This window comes from Paenarthrobacter aurescens (assembly GCF_025421775.1).
In the GTDB taxonomy this organism is placed as follows: Bacteria; Actinomycetota; Actinomycetes; order Actinomycetales; family Micrococcaceae; genus Arthrobacter; species Arthrobacter aurescens_B.
Window position 1 is genome coordinate 112,915 of record NZ_JAOEFX010000012.1, and the last position, 22,113, is coordinate 135,027.

General features: G+C 61.3%; 22 protein-coding genes. 11 read left to right on the plus strand and 11 right to left on the minus strand.

The window, feature by feature from the left end:
- Window positions 1–132 precede the first annotated feature (132 nt).
- A complete protein-coding gene (locus N7568_RS21620) occupies window positions 133–855 on the minus strand; it encodes an NUDIX hydrolase (RefSeq protein ID WP_439899001.1) in 723 nt (240 codons plus the stop codon).
- A gap of 106 nt (window positions 856–961) precedes the next feature.
- On the opposite strand from N7568_RS21620, the gene N7568_RS21625 reads away from it, so the two are divergent.
- The 4 genes from N7568_RS21625 (at window position 962) to N7568_RS21640 (ending at window position 4,787) form a co-directional block, all read left to right on the plus strand.
- Window positions 962–1,981, plus strand: coding sequence for an SPFH domain-containing protein (locus N7568_RS21625; RefSeq protein ID WP_261611810.1), 1,020 nt, complete (start codon window positions 962–964; stop codon window positions 1,979–1,981).
- Between the two features lie 9 nt (window positions 1,982–1,990).
- Entirely contained in the window at window positions 1,991–2,893 is a 903-nt protein-coding gene (locus N7568_RS21630; RefSeq protein ID WP_261611811.1) for a hypothetical protein, read from the plus strand.
- Between the two features lie 125 nt (window positions 2,894–3,018).
- Window positions 3,019–3,981, plus strand: a complete 963-nt coding sequence (locus tag N7568_RS21635; protein WP_261611812.1) for a hypothetical protein — start codon at window positions 3,019–3,021, stop codon at window positions 3,979–3,981.
- A gap of 83 nt (window positions 3,982–4,064) precedes the next feature.
- On the plus strand, window positions 4,065–4,787 hold the full coding sequence (locus tag N7568_RS21640) for a hypothetical protein (RefSeq protein ID WP_261611813.1): 723 nt from the start codon (window positions 4,065–4,067) through the stop codon (window positions 4,785–4,787).
- A gap of 70 nt (window positions 4,788–4,857) precedes the next feature.
- Here the strand turns inward: N7568_RS21640 and N7568_RS21645 are convergent, their stop codons facing one another.
- Together N7568_RS21645 and N7568_RS21650 are read right to left on the minus strand one after the other, a co-directional pair.
- Window positions 4,858–5,175 carry a hypothetical protein gene (locus tag N7568_RS21645; protein WP_261611814.1) on the minus strand — a complete coding sequence of 106 codons (318 nt, stop codon included), beginning with the start codon at window positions 5,173–5,175 and terminating at the stop codon, window positions 4,858–4,860.
- Between the two features lie 213 nt (window positions 5,176–5,388).
- The gene (locus N7568_RS21650) at window positions 5,389–6,150 is read right to left on the minus strand and encodes a tyrosine-protein phosphatase (RefSeq protein WP_261611815.1); all 762 of its coding nucleotides are present in this window, start codon (window positions 6,148–6,150) and stop codon (window positions 5,389–5,391) included.
- 192 nt (window positions 6,151–6,342) lie between these two features.
- Here N7568_RS21650 and ggt point away from each other — a divergent pair, with 192 nt between their 5' ends.
- Entirely contained in the window at window positions 6,343–8,178 is a 1,836-nt protein-coding gene (gene ggt / locus N7568_RS21655) for a gamma-glutamyltransferase (protein WP_261611816.1), read from the plus strand.
- 8 nt (window positions 8,179–8,186) lie between these two features.
- Here ggt and N7568_RS21660 read toward each other — a convergent pair whose 3' ends face one another.
- The gene (locus N7568_RS21660) at window positions 8,187–8,789 is read right to left on the minus strand and encodes an NUDIX hydrolase (RefSeq protein WP_261611817.1); all 603 of its coding nucleotides are present in this window, start codon (window positions 8,787–8,789) and stop codon (window positions 8,187–8,189) included.
- Between the two features lie 723 nt (window positions 8,790–9,512).
- On the opposite strand from N7568_RS21660, the gene N7568_RS21665 reads away from it, so the two are divergent.
- The 3 genes from N7568_RS21665 to N7568_RS21675 all read left to right on the plus strand — a co-directional run bounded on the left by N7568_RS21665 (window position 9,513) and on the right by N7568_RS21675 (window position 12,118).
- Window positions 9,513–10,430, plus strand: a complete 918-nt coding sequence (locus N7568_RS21665; RefSeq protein ID WP_261611818.1) for an ABC transporter ATP-binding protein — start codon at window positions 9,513–9,515, stop codon at window positions 10,428–10,430.
- Complete coding sequence (locus tag N7568_RS21670) at window positions 10,430–11,629, plus strand: ABC transporter permease (protein ID WP_261611819.1); 1,200 nt, start codon at window positions 10,430–10,432, stop codon at window positions 11,627–11,629. The genes N7568_RS21665 and N7568_RS21670 overlap by 1 nt, the downstream gene beginning before the upstream one ends.
- An 87-nt stretch (window positions 11,630–11,716) precedes the next feature.
- Complete coding sequence (locus N7568_RS21675) at window positions 11,717–12,118, plus strand: hypothetical protein (RefSeq protein WP_261611820.1); 402 nt, start codon at window positions 11,717–11,719, stop codon at window positions 12,116–12,118.
- A gap of 245 nt (window positions 12,119–12,363) precedes the next feature.
- Here N7568_RS21675 and N7568_RS21680 read toward each other — a convergent pair whose 3' ends face one another.
- From N7568_RS21680 to N7568_RS21690, 3 genes are read right to left on the minus strand one after another with little or no spacing between them, the layout of a single operon-like run.
- Window positions 12,364–13,686, minus strand: a complete 1,323-nt coding sequence (locus N7568_RS21680; RefSeq protein ID WP_261611821.1) for an MFS transporter — start codon at window positions 13,684–13,686, stop codon at window positions 12,364–12,366.
- Window positions 13,683–15,275, minus strand: coding sequence for an acyl-CoA synthetase (locus tag N7568_RS21685; protein ID WP_261611822.1), 1,593 nt, complete (start codon window positions 15,273–15,275; stop codon window positions 13,683–13,685). Before N7568_RS21685 ends, N7568_RS21680 begins: the two co-directional genes overlap by 4 nt.
- Before the next feature lie 17 nt (window positions 15,276–15,292).
- Complete coding sequence (locus N7568_RS21690; protein WP_253464488.1) at window positions 15,293–16,057, minus strand: enoyl-CoA hydratase/isomerase family protein; 765 nt, start codon at window positions 16,055–16,057, stop codon at window positions 15,293–15,295.
- A 116-nt stretch (window positions 16,058–16,173) separates the two neighbouring features.
- Between N7568_RS21690 and N7568_RS21695 the strand changes: the two genes are divergently transcribed.
- The 3 genes from N7568_RS21695 (at window position 16,174) to N7568_RS21705 (ending at window position 18,433) form a co-directional block, all read left to right on the plus strand.
- Window positions 16,174–17,067, plus strand: coding sequence for a LysR family transcriptional regulator (locus tag N7568_RS21695; RefSeq protein ID WP_261611823.1), 894 nt, complete (start codon window positions 16,174–16,176; stop codon window positions 17,065–17,067).
- Window positions 17,068–17,161: 94 nt separating this feature from the next.
- Window positions 17,162–17,545 carry a DUF1304 domain-containing protein gene (locus tag N7568_RS21700; RefSeq protein WP_261611824.1) on the plus strand — a complete coding sequence of 128 codons (384 nt, stop codon included), beginning with the start codon at window positions 17,162–17,164 and terminating at the stop codon, window positions 17,543–17,545.
- Between the two features lie 195 nt (window positions 17,546–17,740).
- Entirely contained in the window at window positions 17,741–18,433 is a 693-nt protein-coding gene (locus N7568_RS21705) for an HAD family hydrolase (RefSeq protein WP_261611825.1), read from the plus strand.
- Between the two features lie 727 nt (window positions 18,434–19,160).
- On the opposite strand, the gene N7568_RS21710 is transcribed toward N7568_RS21705, so the two are convergent.
- The 4 genes from N7568_RS21710 to N7568_RS21725 form a co-directional block, all read right to left on the minus strand.
- A complete protein-coding gene (locus N7568_RS21710; RefSeq protein ID WP_261611826.1) occupies window positions 19,161–19,577 on the minus strand; it encodes a hypothetical protein in 417 nt (138 codons plus the stop codon).
- Window positions 19,578–19,672: 95 nt separating this feature from the next.
- Window positions 19,673–20,086, minus strand: coding sequence for a hypothetical protein (locus tag N7568_RS21715; protein WP_261611827.1), 414 nt, complete (start codon window positions 20,084–20,086; stop codon window positions 19,673–19,675).
- A 79-nt stretch (window positions 20,087–20,165) separates the two neighbouring features.
- Window positions 20,166–21,359, minus strand: coding sequence for a Gfo/Idh/MocA family protein (locus tag N7568_RS21720; protein WP_261611828.1), 1,194 nt, complete (start codon window positions 21,357–21,359; stop codon window positions 20,166–20,168).
- Between the two features lie 4 nt (window positions 21,360–21,363).
- Window positions 21,364–22,113, minus strand: a complete 750-nt coding sequence (locus N7568_RS21725; RefSeq protein WP_261611829.1) for a ThuA domain-containing protein — start codon at window positions 22,111–22,113, stop codon at window positions 21,364–21,366.

Genomic DNA, 22,113 nt, shown 5'->3' on the forward strand with positions numbered 1-22,113 from the left:
CCCTTTCCGTCGCATAGCCTATTGGGATTGTCCGTGGAAGTGTGCGTGAGGGTTCGTTCTTGCTGGCTCTTCAACATCCTGCACTCTGGGCGAATCCGCTACCGCGACTGCCCCAGTTCAGAGCCAGCCGCTCTATTCCCTCGGCCGCATCAGCGGTGGGTTCAGCACGGCACGGGTGGGGTGGCCCGCCGTCGGACGCGCCTCGGGAGCGAGCCTGAAAAGCGCAGCCGGCCGTCCGGCGTCGCCTGCTGTCATGCGTCCGACTTCCTCCAGGAAGCCGGGTGTCCCGGTCGCTTTTCGGTGGAAGTTCCGTGGATCCAGGCGGGTGCCCCATACGGCTTCGTAGACGGCGCGGAGTTGGGCAATGGTGAATTCGTCGCCGCAGAAGGCCGCACCGAGGGGCGAGTACTCAAGTTTCGACTTTGCCCGTTCCACGGCGTCATCAAGGATGCGTGCATGGTCGAAGGCCAGCTCTGGAACCTCGGCAACCGGATACCACGCCGCCTGCTCCGCATCGCTGCCGGCCGACAACACCGGGAAGTCCGGTGCCAGCAGCAGGTGCGCCACAGTCAGAACGTCGCCGCGGGGGTCGCGACCCTTTGGCCCGTAGCTCCCCAACTGCTCCAGGTGCCCGGGAAGATGTTCGACGCCGGTCTCCTCCGCGAGCTCCCGGACCGCCGCCTCGAGCAGGTCCTCGCCCGCGAGGACGAAACCGCCCGGGAGGGCGAGCTTGCCGCGAAAGGGCTCGATAAGGCGGGTGATGAGCAGGACGTTCAGCTCGCCGTCCCGCACGGTCAGGGCGACGACGTCGACAGTAACCGGGAAGCGTTCGGGCGCCGGATGGGATTCAGGCATGTATTCATCGTAGGCACTTATCGTCATGTTGACAATAATGCTGAGGTGGCTCTATTGTTTAGTTATCGTCAAGTTGACGACAACTAAACAAAGGAGACCGAACATCATGGCCAACATCAAGCGCTACCCCTGGATCAGCCACTTCCTTGGCAGCCCCACCGGCTACGTCGTGCACCTGCAGAAGGGCACGGTCCGGCACCAGGGAGTCGGTCAGGCATTCTGGTTCCGCCCCGCGAATTCCGTGCTGAGCGAGGTTCCCGTGGACGACCAGGAACTCCCCACCCTCTTCCACGCCATCACCCGCGACCACCAGGACGTAAGCGTTCAGGCCAACGTGACCTACCGCTTCATTGACCCCGTGGCCGTCTCCACCAGGCTCGACTTCGGTTTGCAGACTGCGGGCAAAGCTCCGGCAACTGGGCGCGAGCAGGTCTCCACCATCATCGGCCAGCTGTGCCAGAGCCACGCGATCGACCAGATCGCCACCACCACACTCGCCGAGGCGCTTGAACGCGGGGTCAGCCAACTCCGGCTGGTTCTCACCGATGCGCTCCGGGCCGACACCAGGCTTCAGTCCACGGGCATCGAGATCCTCGGCGTGCAGGTCCTTGCGATTCGGCCCGAATCCGACGTCGAACGTGCCCTGCAGACGCCGGTGCGCGAACAGCTCCAAGCCGAAGCGGACCGGGCTGTGTACGAGAGGCGGGCGGTCGCCGTCGAACGCGAGCGCACTATCTCCGAGAACGAGATGGCAAGCCAGATCGAGCTGGCCATGCGGCGCGAAAACCTGGTGGCACAGGAAGGCGCGAACGCCCGCCGTGCAGCCGAAGAGAAGGCCGCCGCAGGACTTATCGAGGCTCAGGGCTCGGCTGAACGAAAGGGAATCGGCGCAGCAGCCGAAGCGAACCAGATCCGCCTGGTAGGTGAAGCTGCCGCAGCCCGCGAAGCCGCCACCATGGAGGTCTACCGCGGCATGGAACAGGCCACCCTGCTGGCCCTCGCACTCAAGGACGCAGCCGGCAGCCTGCCGAACATCGGGAACCTGACCATCACCCCGGATCTGCTCAGCGGAGCACTCGCCGGGCTGTTCAAGGAACCGGCCGCCACTGCTGAACTCACCAAGTAAGGTCACGTCATGGCAACCCCACGCATCGTTCTCGTCCACCGGCGGACCGAACTCCAGGAGCTCCTGGACCGTCACGCTACCCGCGGCCAGGCAGAATTCTTCCTGAGCACCCGTGGGCGCAGCATCCAGGACGTGCAGGACCGGCATGATCGCCTCACCACCGCCCTCGCAACCATTCGGGCAGCAGTCCCCTCCGACTGGCGGCAAGCGGAAGTCGAACGCGCGGACCTGAGCCGGTTCCTGCTCACGGCCGAGGACATCATCGCCGTGGTGGGCCAGGACGGATTGGTGGCGAACGTGGCCAAGTACCTGAACGGGCAGCCGGTTATCGGCATCGACCCCGAGCCCGGGGCCAACCCCGGAGTCCTCGTCCGGCACACACCGGTAGCGGCGGCTGCCCTGCTCCGCGCCGGTGACGTCGGTCGGCTGCGCTGCCAGGACCTCACCACCGTCACGGCCACGCTCGACGACGGGCAGCAGCTTTCGGCGCTCAACGAAGTTTTCGTCGGGCACGCCTCGCACCAGTCGGCGAAGTACTCCATTTCGGTGCCGAGTTTCACGCAGGCCGGCGGGCAGACCGAGCGGCAGTCGTCGTCCGGACTGATCGTTTCCACGGGCACCGGCGCAACCGGGTGGTGCGCTTCGATTGCCTTGGAACGCGGCGGACGCGCACTCCCTGCACCCACAGATCCCCGGCTCGCGTGGTTCGTCCGGGAGGCCTGGCCGTCACCTGTGACCGGCGCGTCGCTGACGGAAGGGGTCCTGGAATCCGGGGAAGTGCTGCGGATTACCGTCGCATCTGACCAATTGGTGGTGTTCGGCGATGGCATGGAAGATGACCGGCTGACGGCCTCGTGGGGACAGGAGATCACGGTTCAGCTGGGGCAGCGGCCGCTGCGGCTGGTCGTTTGAGTGCCTCCCCTTTTAGAAGCGATGTAAACCAACCGAAGCGACTTAATCCATTCGGTGTACTATTGGAGACTGACCCGCTCCCTTCATGTGGGCTACTCATCTCCCGACTCACCCGAGGAGCTTCCGTGAGCCATCCTGAACAAGCTACGGAACAACATAATCCGGCTTATCGGCCCCAGCCGGCCCCAGGCCGCGGCGCCGCCCGGGCTTGGCTGATTGGCCTCCTGGCCGGAGCTCTTGGTTTGGCCCCTTGGTGGATCACCGGAGCCAGACTGCCCTTACAAAACCTGTGGGCAACGCAGGCCTGGCCGGATCAGATGCCCCTCGCCTTGCTGCCCCTGAGCCAATACGAACTGACAACCATCGTTGCTCTTCTGACGGTGGGAGGAGCTGCCGCCGGAATCGCCGTTCGCATCTGGTCCCCCGCCCGCCGTCGGCTCGTCAGCTGGTGCGCCGCCGCCGGCGTTTTCACTGTCCAACTCATCGCCGCCGTCCAATCGTTCTTTGTGCTCCAGGAGGGCCTCGCCCCTGGGAGCATGTCCGGACTCTACTTCGGCGGACTTCTGACCGGCGTCATCGGCTCCATGATCGCGGCGCTCGTCGCATTAGTGCTGACCGCTTCCCCTTCGACGCTCAAGACCACCATCGGATGTGGGCTTATGGCAGTTCCTCTCACTTCCTGGGCTGTCGAATGGGTGGTCGGCGTGATGGGTTACATCAATGTGCCCGCTGCTGTGCCGACCATCGCACGATGGGTTCCCGCGGTCCTCGTCGGTTGTGCGCTGGCTTGGTGTGGGCTCTGGCCCGCCCGACGAATTGTGGCTTGGATTCTCAACCTTGTGTTCTTGTGGGTGATTCCTGCCTTGTTTACATCGGTGCAGTACGTTCTGGGAACTCGAGCCCTGGCCGGAGACCTTCCGGAAATGCTGCTGATGAGCAGGCAAATCCTCACAGCAACGCTCGGCCCTGATGGAGGAGCTTTGCCAACTATCCTGCTTGCGCTTGCCATCGGGTTGGTGGGGGTCGGAGCGCGTGCCATCGTATCCCGCAGGCGCTCGGAGAGTAGTCAATGGTCAGCTGGAAACTAAATGGCGCCATCGTCAAAGACGGATAGTGTTATCTCGGTTGGGAACCGCCCGGCTGCAAAAGTAGACCCAATGGGGGAAATAGAGTGAAGAAGTTTGCGCTGCAGAGCGTCGGCATATCGGCGTTGGTAATGATGGCACTGACCGGCTGCGGCGGGTCAACCGGTTCCACTGATGCGGCTTCGCCGGAGGCTACGGCATCGCCTGCGCCCACTGCAGCCAAGCAGTACACCAACGACGAGCTCGTTGAACTGGTCAAGCAGATCAAGCCCAAATCCGGCAAGGAACTGACCGTTGCCTCCAGCGAGGAACTCGCCCAGGAGAATCCCATGAAAGCTCTCATGAGCATGTTCACCATCGAACCGGCTGAGTGCAAGGACCTTGCAACGCTGGGCGGCAGTGAGACCCTCGCCGGATCAACCACGGCTGCCGGCGCAGATCTGGACGCCGAATCGGGGGTCATGACCATGGTTACCCTGACGTCCGGGCTCGATAAGCAGAAGCTCCAGGACAGCATCGATAAGAGCGGCGTCCAGGCCGAGAAGTGCGCGAAGATGACGCTGTCCATGTCCGGGCAATCGATGAACGTCTCAACTGAAAAGTTCGACGGCATCAACACGGTCCCCGGAACTGTGGCCTACAAAACCGAAATGTCTACAGCCAGCGGCTCGGCACAAACCACCTACATGGCCTACGCCATCAAGGATGGGGTGCTGATTTCCGCTACGGCATCCGGCAAGGGCTCAGAAGCCAACGGCGTTGCCACTGCTGGAGACCTCATGGAGCAGGCCGCAGCCCTGATCAAATAGCAGTCCCCGCGCAGCAAAGGCCGCGACCCTTACCGGGGGTCGCGGCCTTTGCTGCGCAGGATCGGGAAATCTAGATGTCGAGTCCAGGCACTGATGCCTTTAAAAGAACGATCACTTCAGGTTCGATTTGAGGCTCCCCGACCAGGCTCACAATCGGCTCGTACCACCGCAATACACAATTCGAATTAAGCCTGCCGAATGCAATCAGATCTTCGTCCAACAGCTGATCCTCGCGGATCAGCTTGCGAAGGGAAGACAGTGACTTTGACGCAAGAATGATCAGCTCTGCGTCAACCGGAGCGATCGGTTCGCCGCTTGACCACGATCGGAGAGGCTCGCCCGGCCTGTAGTTGGACGATTCCCGGGGCAATTCTGGTGTGCTGCTCATCGCGTGCAGTCTACCGCCGGCCAGTCAGGCCAATTGAGCTACAGGCATATTGGCGGCCCCACGCCGATGAGTCATGCCCAACCCGAGAACGATGCCTCCCGTATTTCCATATCAGCCGACTCAAGGAGGCCTGTCCATTCTGCCCGCAAAAGGAGCGGCGGATCCTTGAACGGACATTGCGACTGGTTATTCCGTGTGCAGTAAATTCCAGCTTCAGATCTCGGATACTGCCCGACGGTAGTCGACGCTCCCGCGCCAGGAAGCAAGGGCGGCGCGGTCTTCGTCGTTGAGCCCTGCAGCCGCAATGAAATCGTCCAAGTCGAAGCCATCCAAAGCGGCACGAAACGCTCCCTCCGTGGTCGTTCCGTGGCGCATGCAGAGTTCATTGAGCTGGGGTTCAGCACTGTTCCGGTTGCTGCTGGCAGCTCGTAAGTCGCCAAGTCTCACTGTCTCCAGATAGTCATGGACAATGGCCTCCTGCTGGACGCCCGCCGCCGAGAGCAGGAGCATCGCAACAATCCCGGTTCTGTCCCTGCCGCCCATGCAATGGAAAAGGACGCCGCCCGATGGCGCGTTCAGGATTGAAGAAAGAGCGGCGCCTGCACGTTCAGGCATCGCCCTGAGATGCGGCAGGAAATAGAGGGCTGTGCCCACCAGGCCGCTGTCCCAGTAGCCTGCCCAGAACTCCGTGTTCTCCAAGCCGTCGAGATCGACGTGGACGGTTGTGAGCCACGGGGGCCGCTCTTGGATGTCCATCTCCCGCTCCCGTTGTTGACGCAGGTCAACGACTGTGCGGATCCCGGCGTCATAGAGGGATTGCCAGCCGCCCGCCGTCAGCAAGTCGACATTTTCACTGCGGAAGAAGACCCCACGGGGCGTGAATGTCTCATCGGCACGCTTGAGCCCTCCGAGATCGCGGCCATTGATGAGCCCCTCAGCGTGCAGAGTGCGGTCTTCGCCATCGCTTATTCCCATGCACCCAGTAAAGCAAGCCCGCCAACCCGCTCGGTGAAGGCCCTGAACGCTACGCCTAGGAACCGTTCCCAAGTCTTCCGCCTTACCCCCAAACCCACCCGATTTTCAACCGTTGTCCCCTTGCAGAGCCCCGGGGTAGGGTGACCGGACCGTCCACCCACATCAACGTCTGGAACAACTCTGGGAGACACCATGACACATGTGAGACGTCAACTGGCTGCTGTCACGGCAGCCTTGGCACTAACCGTGACAAGCGGAGCGATGGCGAGTCCCGCCGTCGCTGATCCCCGCGCAACTGACAAAAATCCCACGGCAACCGGCTACGGCGGTGCCGTGAGCACCGTGGATCCCGAGGCTTCGGCTGCCGCCATTGAAGTACTGAAGAGAGGCGGCAACGCAGCAGACGCCGCGGTCGCAGCGGCAGCCACCCTTGGTGTCACCGAACCCTACAGCGCCGGCATTGGAGGCGGCGGTTACTTCGTCTTCTACGACGCGAAAACCAAGCAAGTTGGCACCATTGATGGCCGAGAGACCGCTCCGGCAGATATGAAGCCCGACGCCTTCATCGACCCTGCCACCAAGCAGCCCTACAAGTTCACGCCGGATCTGGTTACCAGCGGCGTCTCCGTCGGAGTCCCCGGCACACCCGCAACGTGGGAGCGCGCGCTGGAGCGTTGGGGCACCCTGGAACTTGGCGAGGCACTGAAGCCCGCCATCAAGGTGGCAAACCGTGGATTCGTGGTGGACGAAACCTTCCGCCAGCAGACAAAGGACAACCTGGCACGGTTCAACAATTTCACCTCCACTCAGGAACTGTTCCTCCCGGGTGGCGACGCTCCCGCCGTCGGAAGTGTCTTCAAGAACCACGACCTCGCGGCGACGTACCGGCTGCTGGCAAAAGAGGGCACCGAGGCCTTTTACGGGGGCCCGCTCGCTGAGGACATCGCCAAGACGGTCCAAGCCCCACCCAAGGTGGCGAAGCCGACGCTTCCCATTCCGGTCGGCGTCATGACTGCCCAGGATTTGGCCAATTACAAGGTGCTGGACCAGGACGCCACCAAGGTGGAATACCGCGGCTATGACGTCTACGGCATGGCGCCTTCCAGCAGCGGCGGCACCACAGTGGGTGAGTCCCTGAACATCCTGGAGAACTATGACCTCAAGGACATGCAGCCAGTCGACGCCCTGCATCACTACTTCGAAGCCAGCTCCCTGGCCTTCGCCGATCGCGGCGCCTATGTGGGCGATCCCGCCTTTGTAAATGTGCCCACCAAGACGCTGCTGGATCCAGTCTTCGCGAAGGAACGCTCCTGCGAAATTGACCCGACGACGGCGGCCGCCAAGCCTGTCGCCCCCGGAAATATACAGACGTACGACGGCGCGTGCCCCGCTGCCGTGGCGCCCCTCGCCAATGAGACGGATACGGAGAACATCTCCACGACGAACCTGACGGTCGCCGACAAATGGGGCAACGTTGTGGAGTACACGCTCACAATCGAGCAGACCGGCGGTTCGGGAATTGTTGTTCCGGGCCGGGGCTTCCTGCTGAACAACGAACTGACTGACTTCAGCACGGTCTATGACCCGAAGGATCCCAACCGGATCGAGCCGAACAAGCGGCCGCGGTCCTCAATGTCGCCGACCATCATTTTGAAGGACCAGAAGCCGTTCCTGGCACTGGGTTCCCCCGGCGGATCGACCATCATCACAACCGTGCTGCAGACAATCCTGAACCGCGTCGATTTGGGCATGACCGTCTCCGAAGCGCTCGCTGCGCCACGTGCCGCACCGCGGAATGGCGCGACTGTCAGCTCGGAGCCTGCCTTCATCGATGCCTATGGTCCGGCGCTGGAGTCGTTGGGTCATGATCTGGTGCCGGCGGGTGATGCCTTCACATCGGCGGCGGAGATAGGTGCTGCGACGGCCATCGAATTCGATAAGGACGGAAAGATGACCGCGGCCGCCGAGCCGGTTCGTCGAGGTGGAGGGTCGGCGATAGTGGTGAAACCGGACAAATCTGGCCGATAGGGAGTACCTCAGTAACCCGGCAGAAGTCCACGGACAGTTGCTTGAAGCTTCTCCAGAGCCGCGTCGTCATGCTTGCTGATTGCGAACCGCATGAGTCCGCGGCATGCCAGTCCGGCGTCCGTTAGGTCACCGCTGAGCAGGAATTCAAGCAGCTCGTCACTCGGAAGCAGTCGAACGAAGCCCGCCCCGGAGCCGTCCCATGATGGGTCGCCTCCGGGGCGGGCTTCTGCTGCGATGGCCAGGTGCTTTCGCCGTGAAGAATTGGCAGACCACCATTCGGATCCGGCGTAGTACACGGAGGATGCGTGATACCCGGTTTCTTCCACCAACTCGCGGTGAGCTGCTTTTTCCGGGTCTTCGCCCTGGCCCACGTAGCCACCGGGAAGCTCCAGCAGGGTCCGTCCTGGACCTACACGAAACTGTTCAAACAACACCACGTCGGTGCCGCCCTCCGTGAAGGCAAGCATGGCGGCGGAATCCGCGCCGGCAATGACGTCCCATTCGGAGACAGAGCCGTCAGCTTCCAAATATGTGTCTCGATTTACGGTGACCGAGCCTTTGTAGGCCCTGGTACTCCAAAGCTTTCGCCACAGTTCCTCCGAATTGCTCAAGGTTGGCGGTTGTTCCTGAGCTCCCGACTGAATCTCCACATCATGCCCAACGACGCAGCCGCGATGATGATTCCGCAAAGAGTGGACCACCAATTTTGTGCTGCGGTTCATGGTGGGTCATGGCGTCGCCACCTAGACGACCACCAAAGGCACTCATTTTTTGCCCAGAGAGCACCTAGAACCCCTGAAACACCACTCATTTCACCGGTCCACAACACCTAGCACCCTTTTCACCTTGCAGGCTGAACACGACGTGGTTCTCGATCTAGCCCATGGGGGAATCCGTTACCAGGAAAAGCTATTTCCCACTCTCAAGGAGAAGAAATGAACTGGCAGCAAATAAGCTGTTTGGCTGGGTTTCTCGGGCACGTCGTCGCTACAGGATCACTGATTGCGGCGGCTTTTACAGGCGGAGCGACACTCGTCATTGGCGGAATCGCCTACTCGCTAAGTGCACTGGCAACCATGCTCGGCTGCGGTTAGGCAAGAAATGAAGTTATTGACGCTAACGGCAGCTTGCTTGTTCTTCATCACGGCTGTCATCGCGTTTTTTAGTAATCCCTGGATGGCAGCGCTCTCCCTCACGGCTTCCATCGCGATGGTTGCAACCTGGGTGGTCTACAAGAGGCAGAGCAAGTAGGCGTTCATCACCGGAGCCGTGCCCGACGCTGAGTCAGGCCGGGCACGGCATCCCCCACGCGAAGTGACCCCTATGGAGGACGCATGAATTTCATCAACGTTGAGAACCTCTCCAAGCACTTCGGGCAATTCCGGGCCTTGAATGACATCAACTTCTCGGTGGCTGCCGGGAGATCCATGGCCATCATAGGTCCCAACGGATCAGGAAAAACGACCCTTGTCCGCTGCCTTCTGGGCTTGCTGGCCCCGAGCGAAGGTACAGCAGACATCGCTGGGTTGCCCTACGACCCGCGCCATCCATCACGTGTTGGCTATCTGCCGGAGGAACGTGGAAACTTCCAACGTGATACGCCCCTGGACGTGATCCGTCTCTTTGGAAAACTCCGCGGCCTCAGCCATAGCGACGCTACTTCCCAAGCGTACGACTACCTCGATGAGGTTGCCCTGACCGCACAAGCACGCGTGCCAATACAGACGCTATCGAACGGGCAACAGCAGAAGATTCATCTGGGAGTCACCTTTATTGGTAACCCGGACCTCCTGGTTTTGGACGAACCTACGCGAGGATTCGATCCAATCAACCAAGCAATCTTCAAAACGTTCTTGCAAAGGCAACTGCGCGAAGGGACCACTCTCATTCTCGTGACAAACCAGATGCACGAAGTTGAAGAACTCACCGACCATGTCCTCTTCCTGCGTAACGGCGACCAATATTTTGTTGGGGAGGTGGAGGACGCGAGGCAAAAGCTTGGTGGGCGTCGCACGGTCCTGACCTACACCGGAGAACTACCGGCAAAGGCACAGCAGTGGGAGCTAAAGGCTTTGGAGAAGGGAACGGTACTCATGGACAGCCAACATGAGCTGCGCTCAGCCAACCAAATGCTGCAACAGCTGCTCAGCGCCGGCGTGAACGTGACGGACTTCAACACGCGGTTGTCGAGTCTCGATGAAATATTCGTCGGCGTCTATGGCGAAACCGGGCAGTTCGGAGATCTGAACTGATGGACATTCCGAATCGGACCCTGCTGGCTTTCGAACTCAAACGACATTTCAGGAGGAAGAGCTACTGGGGAGCGGCAGCCATCGTCCCCCTTGTGGTCATCGTATTGGTGATCCTGGCTCAGTTGGGCGCGGCAGCCACCAAGAGCAATGGGTCGAGCGACACGGTGGGCGTGATGACGTTCTACTACGCAGATCCCGGGAACTTCATTGACAGCAAGCTTGCCGATGAATCCGGGGGCACCCGTGTACTTGATGCTGCCGCAGCCATCGAAGACGTGGCCGCCGGCAGCAAGCAAACTCTGCTGGTGTACCCCACGGACCTCAGCAGTGGCCGGATAGACATCTATGAGAACAACACCGGCTTGGTAGGTGATCAACGGTCTACGGCGTTGGCCCGCCAACTATTGCAAGTCTCCCTGGTGCGAGGGCTTGAAACGCCCGAATTGACCAAACCTCTGACAGGGAGCATCGAAGTCAATCGTGTTGGCTACAGAAATGGCAGCACCGACCCCGGCTTGTGGTCCGTTGCGCCTCCATTGGTCTACTTGCTCCTGTTTTTCGCAGTGACAATTTTCCTGGGTCAGCAGATCATGTCCAGTTTCGCGGAGGAACGGGAACAGAAGATCCGCGAAATACTCTTTCTGGACGCGTCTCCGGCAAGCGTCTACGCAACCAAAATCTTGACCACTGCCACGCTGGGTCTGGTTCAGCTCCTGGTCATGTCGCTGCCGCTCGGGATCTTCTACCTGGCGGCTGGCAGGGACCTTGGCCTCCCCTTGCCTGCTATCGATCTCTGGGTGTTCGATGCTTCGAAGATGGCCGTGGGACTGGTGATTCTTGCCCTTGGCGTCAGCTTCATGGTGGCAATTCATGCAGCAATCGGTGCCCGGATCAGAAGTGCTCGTGAGGGTTCTGCGTTTGCCACGTTGTTCGTCCTCATGATGTTCGCCCCCGGATACACGTTGGGCCTGCTTTCGGAGGATCCGGGATCACCCATTGTTCAGGTCCTCACGTTCTTTCCTCCGACGGCACCCAGCACCCTGCTCTTCAGGAACGCTTTCGGAAACGTCTCGACGGCCGAGCTCATTGTCAGCTGCGTCATCCTCTTGGCAGCCACCATCCTCGCCTTCGTCATTGGGCGACGCGTCTACTCCGGCAAGGGAACAAGGCGAGGCGTCATCGGAAGCCTGGGGAAGTAGCCGTGGCCGGTGGCTGCAAGCCTTATGACTACGGGTGAGATTCATCATTGGCTATGCTGGGCACTCGATGATGGGGGGCGTCACAACATGAAGAAGATCCATGGCAAGAGTGCCAACGGTTATTGGTTGATGTTGGCGGGCTGGTACGGACTGACCATCGGTCTCGCGACGATGACCCCAATGCCCTGGCTCCTGGTGGTGGGCGGGATCTTCATCGTTTTTCCCTTGGTTGTGGGCTTGCTCTATGGGCAGATCGGCCGCAAAGTTCAGCACAAGCCAGGTCCGGACAGCCCGGCGATTGGCATCGTGGCTACCGTCTTCGCCGTGGTGGCCACACTTCTGCATGGCTCCTCAATCGTTGGATGGGCAGGGCCGGTCCTGGGCTTAGCCACGTTCATCGGCATGTACCTTTGCCTACGCCGGTACGGTCACTTCCGTACGAGCCTCCAGGAGGTTTCGCCCGACCAGCAAAGGGAGAACGCTCGCTGATCAGCGAGCGCTCACCGCTTGATGGCTTGGAGCGTAGCCGCGTCGCCGGTGGCGAATCCTGGATGAATCGCTTGCCAGGGGGGCTGGCTGAACTGCCTGGGAGGGAACGGAAACGCAAGGAGAATGAGATCTCCCGATGGCGCCAAATGTTCCAGGAAATGGAACACCAGCGACGCTCCAGCCTCCAAAAAGCCCCGGCCACCCAGTCAATCGACTGAGCGGCCGGGGCTCCTGCACCAACGAACCTACAGAACCGTGGTCCGAGTCAGCGACAGGTCCTTCGTCTCGCGGAAGAACAGGACCACAACCACAGCGGATACCAGCGCCATGCCCATCAGGTAGAAGGCGGGGGCCAGCGGAGTTCCGAAGCCAGCAACCAAGCCGGTGGCCACGAACGGAGCAGTTCCACCGAACAATACGTACGCCAGGGTGTAACCGATGGCGGAACCAGAAGAACGTACCGAAGGCGGGAACATCTCCACCAAAGCCGGCACGTTTGATGTTCCGATCACGGCTACCAAGGCACCCAGGACACTGGTGCCCACGATCGCGAACCCGAGCCCCAGCGGCATGATGGAGAACGCCGGAATGGTCATCACCACGAATCCAACACAGGCCACCAGCAGCATCCGTTTCCGCCCATACCGGTCGCTCGCTCGAGCAGCCAGGGGACAAACCGCCGTGTACACCAGCATGGTGATCACGCTGGTGATCATGGATTCCGCCGACGAGTAGCCGAGGCTCGACGTCATGTAGGCGATCATGTAGCTGCTCATCAGGTAGTACGCGATGGCATTGGTGATGCTGTAGCCGAAGAGCGTGAAGATCTGGCGCGAGCACATCCGGATGGCATCGCCCAGGGGCCGCTTGGCAACTTCGCCCGTCTTCTCCAGACCACGGAACACCGGGGTGTCGTCAACCCTTGACCGGATGTAGAGGCCAATGAGCCCAAGAGGCGCAGCCAGCAGGAACGGAATCCGCCAGCCCCAAGCCTGAAGGTCGGCAGGGCTCAGAGTCGCCGTGATGGCGGCACCCAGCAGTGCGCCTGCAACCGATGCCAGGCCAACGGTGGCCGGAATGATGCTGGCGTACGTCGCCCGCTTACCTTCGGGAGCGTACTCAACAATGAAGGCGGACGAACCCGTGTACTCGCCACCGGTGGTGAAGCCCTGGACCGCACGGAACACGAACAGCAGGATTGGCGCCCAGACACCGATCACCGCGAACGTGGGCAGGATACCGATGCAGAACGTCGCCGCGCTCATGATCAGCACACACAGGCCGAGCATCTTGTTGCGGCCAATCCGGTCACCGTAGCGTCCAAAGAAAGCCGCCCCGAGCGGCCTGGCGATGAAACCGCCGGCGAAGATCGCCCACACGGCCAGAAGTGACGCCGTCGTCGAATAGTCCGGGAAGAAGAGTTTCGCGATGGTGACGGACATGACCGCATAAGCCGCAGAGTCGAACCATTCGACAAAATTTCCGACGGCGGCTGCCGCGGCGACGCGCTTAAGGCTCCGGCGAGGGGAAGACTCGGTTTCAGCAACTTTCTCGGTCATCGTATTCATGATTGTTGTCCTTCGGGGCGGGGAGAGGCTACAACGTGTGGGAGTTCGCGGAGTTGGGCCCGCTGGACTTTTCCAGTGGCGGACTTCGGCAGCGCGGTGACGTATTCAATGAATCGTGGGTAGGCGAAGCGGGAGAAGTTCTCCTTCACGTGCGCAACGATGGTTTCGCTCAGGTCCGCTCCCCCAGCGTGACCGGGCATCAGTTCAATCCAAGCCTTGATGGACTGGCCTCGGAGCTCGTCGGGCACGCCGGTGACCGACACGTCCCTGACGGGATCGAGTTCGCGAATGACTGCCTCCAGCTCATAGGGCCCCACACGGTATCCGGACGTTTTGATGACGTCGTCGGTCCTCCCCAGGAACCAGAAGTAGCCGTCCTCGTCCGTATATGCCTGGTCTTTGGTGTGGTACCAACCGCCTCCGAACGCGGTGGCGGACGCCTCCGGCATGTTCCAGTATCCCAAGGGAAATTGCGGGTTGGATCGCGCGCGGAGGCAGATCTCGCCGGTCTCGCCCGTGGCTACTTCCTGCTCGTTGTTGTCCAGCAGGCGGACCTCCCATCCAGGAAGTGGACGCCCCATGGACCCGGGTTTCACGGGAACATCCGGATAGTTGCCCAGCAGCGGGTAGGACTCGGTGGAACCGTAGTAGTCCAGTAGGGTCACGCCGTATTGAGCTTCGAACCAAGAGATCAGGTCCGGCGTCAGCGGCTCATTGGAGGAGCAAACTGTCCGCAGGTGCAGCGGGTAGCGGGTACCGGCGTCGGGCACGTCTTCGCGCATCTTGCGCAGGAATGTCGGGTTCACCAGCGCGCTGGTGACGCGGTGGCGGCTCATGCTGTCCAGCAGGGCTGCGGGATCAAAGCCGCCATTGGGCCGGAAGACCAGGTGTGTGGCGCCGAGCCGGAGCGGGCCCATGAGCTTTGCCAGCGACCATGCCCAGTCCCCCGCGCCGTAGAACACATCGCCGTCGCCGATCTGGTGGCAGTACTCGAATTCGTTGTGGCCAAGGAGAGTCCGATGCGCGTGGACGATTCCTTTCGCACGGCCGGTGGTGCCCGAGGTGTAGAAGATGAGGGCAGGGTCTTCAGCTTTGGTTTCGACGTCCTGGAATTCGGTGGGCGCTTGAGTGATGGCCGGGCTGTCGATGTCGATGAACGTACCCTCGTAGTCCTTGAACAAGTGCTTCGCTGACTCCTCGGCGATGATCACCGACGCGCCACTGTCCTCCAACCGGAACCGGATCGGTTCCGCTGCCCAGAGCAGGGACATCGTGACCAGGATGGCGCCGGTCCGGAGCACGCCCAAGTAGGCGGCCGGGGTGTCGGAACGCTGCGGCAGCAGGACGGCGACGCGGTCGCCCTTCTTGATGCCCGCCTTTTGGAGGGTGGCGGCGATCTGGCGGGAACGGTCCTGGATCTCGCCCCAGCTCACCTCGCGTTGACCTTCGACGGCGGACTCCAGGATGAGCGCCCGCTTGTCCCTTGGGTGCCGGTCGGCGACGTCGACGGCCATGTTGTAGAGCTCTGGAACCTCCCAGCGGTGGCTGTTCCGCAGTTCGGTGTAGCGGTCTTGGGTTGCTGTTTTCACGGTGTTCTCCCGTCCGATCAGCGGCGGCCGGCGAGGAAGCGGGCCATTTCGCGCTGCGGTTCGCCGGTGCCGTACGCCTCGCGGTGCACGCGCTTGGCTTCTGCCATGGCGTCGCTGAGGTCGTCGTCTTCCAGGCTGCGCAGGCGGTTCTTGGTCAGGCGGACTGCGCCCGGGGGAAGGAGGCTCAAGCGGGCGGCGAGGTCCTTGGCGTATGCCAGCACGCCGCCGTCGTCCGCCAAGTAGTTAAGGAGGCCGAGACGCTGAGCTTCGGCAGCGTCCACCAGTTCGCCGGTGAGGACGAACTGGGAGGTCTTGGACTTGCCCAGGATGCTCCACATGGCCCAGATGCCGGTGATGCTGGGGATGCCGGAGAGGACTTCGGGCTGGCCCATGCGGACTTTGGAGTCGCCGACGCGGAGGTCCGCGAGCAGTGAGTACTGGAAACCGGAGCCGGCGGCGACGCCGTTGACGGCCGCGATGGTGATCTGGTCGAGGTTGCGGACGGCGCGGTAGAGGCGGTCGAAACCGTCGATCCAAGCTTCCGCGGACTCGTGATCCTCAGGATTCATGGACGCGGTCTCTGCCAGGTCCTGCCCGGCGCAGAACGCCCGGCCGCTGCCGGTGAGGATGACGGTGCGGATCTCGTCGTTGCCTTTGAGGCCTTCGAGGTAGTCGATGAGTTCGCTGCGCATGGCTTCGGTCCAGGCGTTGAGCTTGTCGGGGCGGTTGAGGGTGATGATGGCAGTGGGGCCGGTCTGTTCGAAGAGGACGTCCTGGGACATTGGGGAGTTTCCTTTGGGTCGTTGGGGCTTCTTGACTCCCATCTGACCATCGGGGAATGTGACGCGTCTAACATCAATATCTACTCGCCTTGATACCAAACTGATATGGTGCGCCGATGGACCTTCACCATCTCAAGTACTTCGTGGTGCTCTCCGAGGAGCTTCATTTCGGCCGTGCGGCGCAGCGTTTGCACATGGCCCAGCCGCCGCTTTCGCAGCGGATCAAGGACTTGGAGAAAGAGCTTGGGGTGCTGCTTTTTCATCGGCGGCGCACTGGTGTGGAACTGTCCGAAGCAGGGGCTCTGCTGCTGGAGCACGCGCGTGGGGTGCTGGATCACGTGGCCATGGCGCAAGAGTCGATGCGGCGGATCCGGCCGGGTGCGTCGGGCATCCTACAGGTGGCGGTGCCGCCGGACACGAACCCTGTTGCGCTGTCCACCATGGTTTCTTCTTTTGCTGCGTCTGCGCCTGACGTTCTGCTGAATTTGCACGAGCTCACCACCGTTGAGCAGGTGGAGCGACTGCGCGACGGCGAACTCGACGTTGCGGTGGTCCGTCACCCTTTGAGCAGCGTGGGTTTCGAGTCGGGGGCTTTGTACTCGCGGGCTCTTGGGGTGGTTCTGAACGCTGCGCATCCGTTGGCTTTATTGGAGGCTGTGCCGCTGGGTGATCTGGCCGGGAATCCGTTGATCATCTTCCCGCGCCACATGGCCCCAACTTTGTACGACTCGTTCCTCCACACGTGCCGGGATGCCGGTTATCTTCCGGCGGCCATTGTTCACGCGAGGAACCAGCATTTCACGCACGGGCTGATCATGGCTGGCCGTGGCGTGCACTTCAATGAGGAGCCGTGGACGCCGCTGCCTCCGGGGATGGTGTGGCGGCCGTTGGTTGGTGATCCGTTGGCGTGGCGGACGTCGGCGCTGTGGTTGAAGAGCCGACGGTCAGCCGAGACGGACGCTTTTGTGGCCGCTGTGGGCGTGGGGCTGGAAGCGGGTGGGCACGGTTGATTGAGAGCGTTTGCAGAACCCCTTGAAGGTCTTGGCGCCTGAAGCGTAACCTGCACGCAAAGAGGCGGCGATTGCAGGACTATAGGAGCGCGGCATGAATTTGCTGAGCCAGATACTCGCCGGATCCACCGGTCTGGCGCTGATCACCGTTGGCATACTGGAGATCTTCTTCCATGGCGATCAACGGTTTTACCGAATCTTCCTCATTAGGCCGGAAGACGTGCGCGCAGTGCGGATGTGGGCGATGAATGTTGGCGCCTACAACATCACCTTCGGCCTGGGCATCGCAGTGGGCCTGTGGCTGGTGAACTTCTCAAGCAGTCCCGCCAGCGGGTCGGCGATAATCATCTTCTGCTGCGCGTGCCACGTCTTCCTTGGTTTCTGGCTCTGGGTCACAGAGAAGCGCCTTCTGGTCAGCGCCATCGGTCAGTCGTTCTTTCCCGCGCTGGTGATCGTTTTCTACGTTCTTCTTCACTAGTGGGGCAGCAGTGAATGACCGACAGGACTTCGATTGAGTTGCTCGACTACGCCGCGGCGATCTGGTCGGCAACACCGTATCCGGCTGCCACCGCCGCTCCGGCTGGACGTTCTGACTGGAGGCCCATGGTGCCGACCATCCCGCGGCAGAACAGGTCCGTCGGCAATATGAGGAACAGCGGGCTACGCTTGGCGGGTGCAAATTCGAGCCGTCCTGTTCGATCTAGACAACACTCTGTTCGATCATCCGTCATCCGCCCGTGCCGGCGTGGATGCTTTTCTTCAACATCTTGGAACGGAGGGTTCCAACGAACTTACACGTTGCTGGTTTCAAATCGAGGAAGTCAATTACAACCGGTTCCTCGCGAACGAACTCACATTCCAGGAACAGCGCCGTGAGCGACTCCGCCAGTTCCTCCCGTTAGCCGGGCTCTCAGTTCCCCAAACGAGCGCCCGAATCGATGAGCTATTCAACAAATACCTCGAGAACTACGAGGACGCCTGGATGGCCTTTCCAGACGCGGCGCCGGCATTGAAGAACCTCCGGGCCATCGGCATGCCGGTGGGCATCATCACCAACGGGAACCACGACCAGCAAACGTCCAAGGTCAACAGAATCGGGCTCGAACCCCTCCTCGACCGGGTATTCAGCTCCGAACATATAAACCACGCCAAACCGGCACAAGAGGCGTTCTTACAGCCCTGCAGAAGCATGAATGTGTCGCCGGCGACGACCCTTTATATCGGAGACAACTACCGAGTCGATGTCGAAGGAGCCCGGAACGCGGGGCTACAAGCCTTACATCTCAACCGCGAAGGCTCGATGCGGGAGGGAACCATCCAAATCCTTGCGGAATTGCCTCTTCGCCTCGTCGAAGGATCCCTTTAGGTTCGTCGGTTGTACGCGAAAAACCCCACGGAGCACTATTTTGGACTCTCCTTTGCCTACCGAACGTCTCCCCTCGGAACGCGCCCGTTAACCGATCCCTACCGGGTACTCGGCCGAGCATACGAAATGCTCAAGCGTCGCTCGCTTCGACGAGTAACGGGACATCCCGGGCTGCGCTGGGACGAGGATTCTAGGAGTCGAGTCCAGGCACCGACGCCTTCAAAAGTGTGATCACTTCAGGATCGATTTGGGGCTCCCGGAAGAGACTCACAATCGGTTCGTACCACCGCAATACACAATTGGAATCAAGCCTCCCGAATGCAATCAGGTCTTCGTCCGAAAGGTGATCCCCGTCGATGAACCAGCGAAGGGAAACAAGTGACTCTGACGCAAGAATGATCAATTCTGCGTCAACCGGAGCGATCGGTTCGCCGCTAGTCCACGATTGGAGAGGCTCGCCGGGCCTGTGGTTGGAAGATTCCCGGGCACTTCTGGTGTGCTACTCATTGTGTGCAGCCTACCGGCAGTCGTGCAGGGCAGAACTGAGCTGGAGGCCTATACGCTATCCGCAGCCAGGGACCAAGCGTGAGCACCGCCCGCAAGCCGGTCCCCACCGCTCGCTATGAGAGATGTAGCTGCACGCCCTAACAAGCCCGCCGTTCCAGCCACTGGCAATTCCCGTCAGACCCGCCCGCAAGACTGCGCGGTGTAGGCGCCCTATACCGCTTCACGGTTTTCGCTCCTCTTCCCTGGAATCACGACCTTTTGATTCGCTGTCCACTTCGTACGGGACGACGACGACTTGAACGTCGTCTTCATAAATGACGGTGCCGGGATCGGTTGAGTAGAAGACGCGGCAGGGGACGTCATGCCGGCGCAGAAGATCGATGTAGAAATCCGTTTTCTCCAACAAGTGAGTGGCCGACACTTTGAACCAAGCCTGTGCGCCCGGGGCTGCGTAGGTCGACGCCTCAGGCGTTACGTAAGCCGCGTCGTAAAATTCGTTGGTACTGCGCCAACGGCCCCAATCTTCGGTGCTGAGGCTGCCCTCCTTCGCCAATCGGTTCGCCAGGGCGAAGATCCCAAGGTGTCGCCCTTTTGCATCAGGTGTACTCGATTGGTAGCGCACAAAGCGTTGTTCCATAACGCCTAGCCAACCAGCTGGGATATCGGATCACAGGGATTGACGACGCGGCGTCCGTATCAGCCCTTCGTGCTGACGGAAGGGTCGAGTCTCGACTAGCCGCCAGCCAGCCGCCCCTCCGAACGTCGTCGCAGTGACATTAAAGCAAGCGTGTACAACAGGCCGCGGGCCACGCCGAACAACCAAGGGAAAGGCAGGTCGAAGCCTATCCAGAACACTGCTTCCACAGGCAGGAGGGCTAGCCCAAGAACCAGCCCGGACTTGCGCCCCCTCCACGCCAGCCAAGCCGCCCACGACGCAACCAGCACTACACCAAGGAAAGCAATGAGCAGCGCCACGAAGGTCCAGCTTTGCAGGCCGTCCCATGGACCCGCGTACATCGGGAACAGGTCCATGAACATCGGCAGGTACCCGTTCTTTAGGAGGTAGATGCTGACTGGGATGGCTGGAATCCCGAACGCCGCAGCGTAGATCCAGGTCAGCACGGCCGCCACTCGCGCTTTCTGCATAGCCTTCCTCATTCCGCCCGCCCACGGCATTTCCGCTTGCCAATGGAACAGATAGAACCAGTGTGGAGCAGGGCGTTCATCAGCGGAAGTGGCTCACAGCCTCTCCCATTTCCCTGACGAAAGACGGAACCTCCGTCACTACGCTCCTGTTTCGGGCCGACTCTTCGACGGCGGCCAGCACCCGCTGAATCTGCAACCCATCAGCGAACGACGGCGACGGCTGGCTTCCGTCGCGAATGGCAAGCAGGAAGTCGCGGACCTGGTGCGTGAACGTGTGCTCCCAGCCGATGATGTGTCCCTGCGGCCACCACGCCGCAGCGTACGGATGCTCGGGTTCGTTCACGAGTATCCGCCGGAATCCCTGCTCCCGCACGGGAAGCGTAGCGTCCAGGAAGCCGAGTTCGTTGAGGTTCTCCAGGTCGAACGTCAACGAACCCAAAGACCCGTAGATCTCAATCTTCAACGAGTTCTTCTGACCGGTAGCCACTCGTGACGCTTCTACCGACGCGCTGAGGCCGCCGGTCAGGCCCAGGGTGGCCCACGCGGCGTCGTCGACTGTCACCTTCTCCAGCCCAGCGGCACCGGGGCGTTCGGCCACAAAAGTCCGCAGCGTTCCCGTCACTTCAGTGACCGTCTGGCCGGTGAGGTGCTGCACCTGGTCGATGGCGTGGGAAGCGATATCCCCCAAAGCCCCAGAGCCCGCGGTTTCCTTCCGGAGCCGCCAACTCATGGGTGTTTCGACGTCGGAAAGCCAGTCCTGCAGGTACGCGGCACGGACGTGCCGCACAGTTCCGAGACGTCCCTCCGCAACCACCTCCCGAGCCAACGCCAGCGCCGGGACTCGCCGGTAGTTGAAGCCGATCATCGACTGCACGCCCTGCACCCGAGCCGAAGCAGCCGCTTCCGCCATCAACTCAGCCTCACCCAAGGTGTTGGCGAGCGGCTTCTCCACGAGCACGTGCTTCCCGGCAGCCAGAGCTTCCAGAGCGATCTCCGCATGCATCCAGCCCGGCGCGCAGATATCCACGATGTCGATGTCATCCCGCAAAATCACGGAACGCCAGTCGGTAGCCGATTCGGCCCACCCATACTTGGCTGCAGCTTCGGCCACAGCGCTGGCGTCCCGACCAACGAGCACTTTCTGTTCGAAGGCCGGAACGTCGAAGAAGCTGGCCACATTCCGCCACGCATTCGAGTGGGCCTTCCCCATAAAGGCGTAGCCGATGGCGGCCACACCTAAAGGACGGCCAGAGGGAAGAAAGGAACTGGTCATGGTCCTAGGCTTCCTCGAACCAGCCCCGCGCAGGGTTCGACACCTCGGGAGCCTCCCGGAAGACACCGGGCTGCGCAACCCAGCCAACACCGTTGGCAATGACCTTTTGGATCTGCGGTTGGTGGTACACCGGGTATTCCTGGTCGCCGGGGCTGAAGTAGAAGATCCGGCCCTTGCCCCGGGAGAACGTCACGCCTGAGCGGAACACCTCTCCCCCGGTGAATGAGCTGATGAAGATCAGGTCATCGGGTTCCGGGATGTCGAACAGTTCGCCGTACATTTCCTGCTGGGGAATGATGATCGGGCTTTCAACGCCAGCCGCGATCGGGTGCGAAGGCTTGACCGTCCACACGAGTTCGCGCTCCCCCTCGTTGCGCCACTTCAGCGAGCAGGTGGTCCCCAACAATCGGGTGAAGATCTTGGCGAAATGCCCCGAGTGCAGGACCACCAGGCCCATGCCGCCAAGAACGTGTCGCTGCACGCGCTCCACCACTTCATCAGCCACTTCCGCATGCGCAATGTGCCCCCACCACAGCAGAACGTCGGTCTGCTCCAGGACTTCATCGGAGAGGCCATGCTCGGGATCGGCCAGGGTTGCTGTGGAGATTTCGGAGTCCGGGTAGAAACCGCGGAGCCCGGCGGCGATAGCACCGTGGATCCCTTCGGGGTACATGTCGCCGATGGTTGCAGGCTCGTTGCGAGCCTCGTGCACGGCCTCGTTCCAGACGACAATCTTCAATTTCGAATCAGACAT

What these genes read in the sequence shown, in the direction of transcription:
- N7568_RS21620 (WP_439899001.1), bottom strand. Translation starts at nt 855, where the DNA reads ATGCCTGAATCCCATCCGGCGCCCGAACGCTTCCCGGTTACTGTCGAC.
- N7568_RS21625 (WP_261611810.1), top strand. Translation starts at nt 962, where the DNA reads ATGGCCAACATCAAGCGCTACCCCTGGATCAGCCACTTCCTTGGCAGC.
- N7568_RS21630 (WP_261611811.1), top strand. Translation starts at nt 1,991, where the DNA reads ATGGCAACCCCACGCATCGTTCTCGTCCACCGGCGGACCGAACTCCAG.
- N7568_RS21645 (WP_261611814.1), bottom strand. Translation starts at nt 5,175, where the DNA reads ATGAGCAGCACACCAGAATTGCCCCGGGAATCGTCCAACTACAGGCCG.
- N7568_RS21650 (WP_261611815.1), bottom strand. Translation starts at nt 6,150, where the DNA reads ATGGGAATAAGCGATGGCGAAGACCGCACTCTGCACGCTGAGGGGCTC.
- ggt (WP_261611816.1), top strand. Translation starts at nt 6,343, where the DNA reads ATGACACATGTGAGACGTCAACTGGCTGCTGTCACGGCAGCCTTGGCA.
- N7568_RS21665 (WP_261611818.1), top strand. Translation starts at nt 9,513, where the DNA reads ATGAATTTCATCAACGTTGAGAACCTCTCCAAGCACTTCGGGCAATTC.
- N7568_RS21670 (WP_261611819.1), top strand. Translation starts at nt 10,430, where the DNA reads ATGGACATTCCGAATCGGACCCTGCTGGCTTTCGAACTCAAACGACAT.
- N7568_RS21675 (WP_261611820.1), top strand. Translation starts at nt 11,717, where the DNA reads ATGAAGAAGATCCATGGCAAGAGTGCCAACGGTTATTGGTTGATGTTG.
- N7568_RS21680 (WP_261611821.1), bottom strand. Translation starts at nt 13,686, where the DNA reads ATGAATACGATGACCGAGAAAGTTGCTGAAACCGAGTCTTCCCCTCGC.
- N7568_RS21690 (WP_253464488.1), bottom strand. Translation starts at nt 16,057, where the DNA reads ATGTCCCAGGACGTCCTCTTCGAACAGACCGGCCCCACTGCCATCATC.
- N7568_RS21695 (WP_261611823.1), top strand. Translation starts at nt 16,174, where the DNA reads ATGGACCTTCACCATCTCAAGTACTTCGTGGTGCTCTCCGAGGAGCTT.
- N7568_RS21700 (WP_261611824.1), top strand. Translation starts at nt 17,162, where the DNA reads ATGAATTTGCTGAGCCAGATACTCGCCGGATCCACCGGTCTGGCGCTG.
- N7568_RS21710 (WP_261611826.1), bottom strand. Translation starts at nt 19,577, where the DNA reads ATGGAACAACGCTTTGTGCGCTACCAATCGAGTACACCTGATGCAAAA.
- N7568_RS21715 (WP_261611827.1), bottom strand. Translation starts at nt 20,086, where the DNA reads ATGCAGAAAGCGCGAGTGGCGGCCGTGCTGACCTGGATCTACGCTGCG.
- N7568_RS21720 (WP_261611828.1), bottom strand. Translation starts at nt 21,359, where the DNA reads ATGACCAGTTCCTTTCTTCCCTCTGGCCGTCCTTTAGGTGTGGCCGCC.
- N7568_RS21725 (WP_261611829.1), bottom strand. Translation starts at nt 22,113, where the DNA reads ATGTCTGATTCGAAATTGAAGATTGTCGTCTGGAACGAGGCCGTGCAC.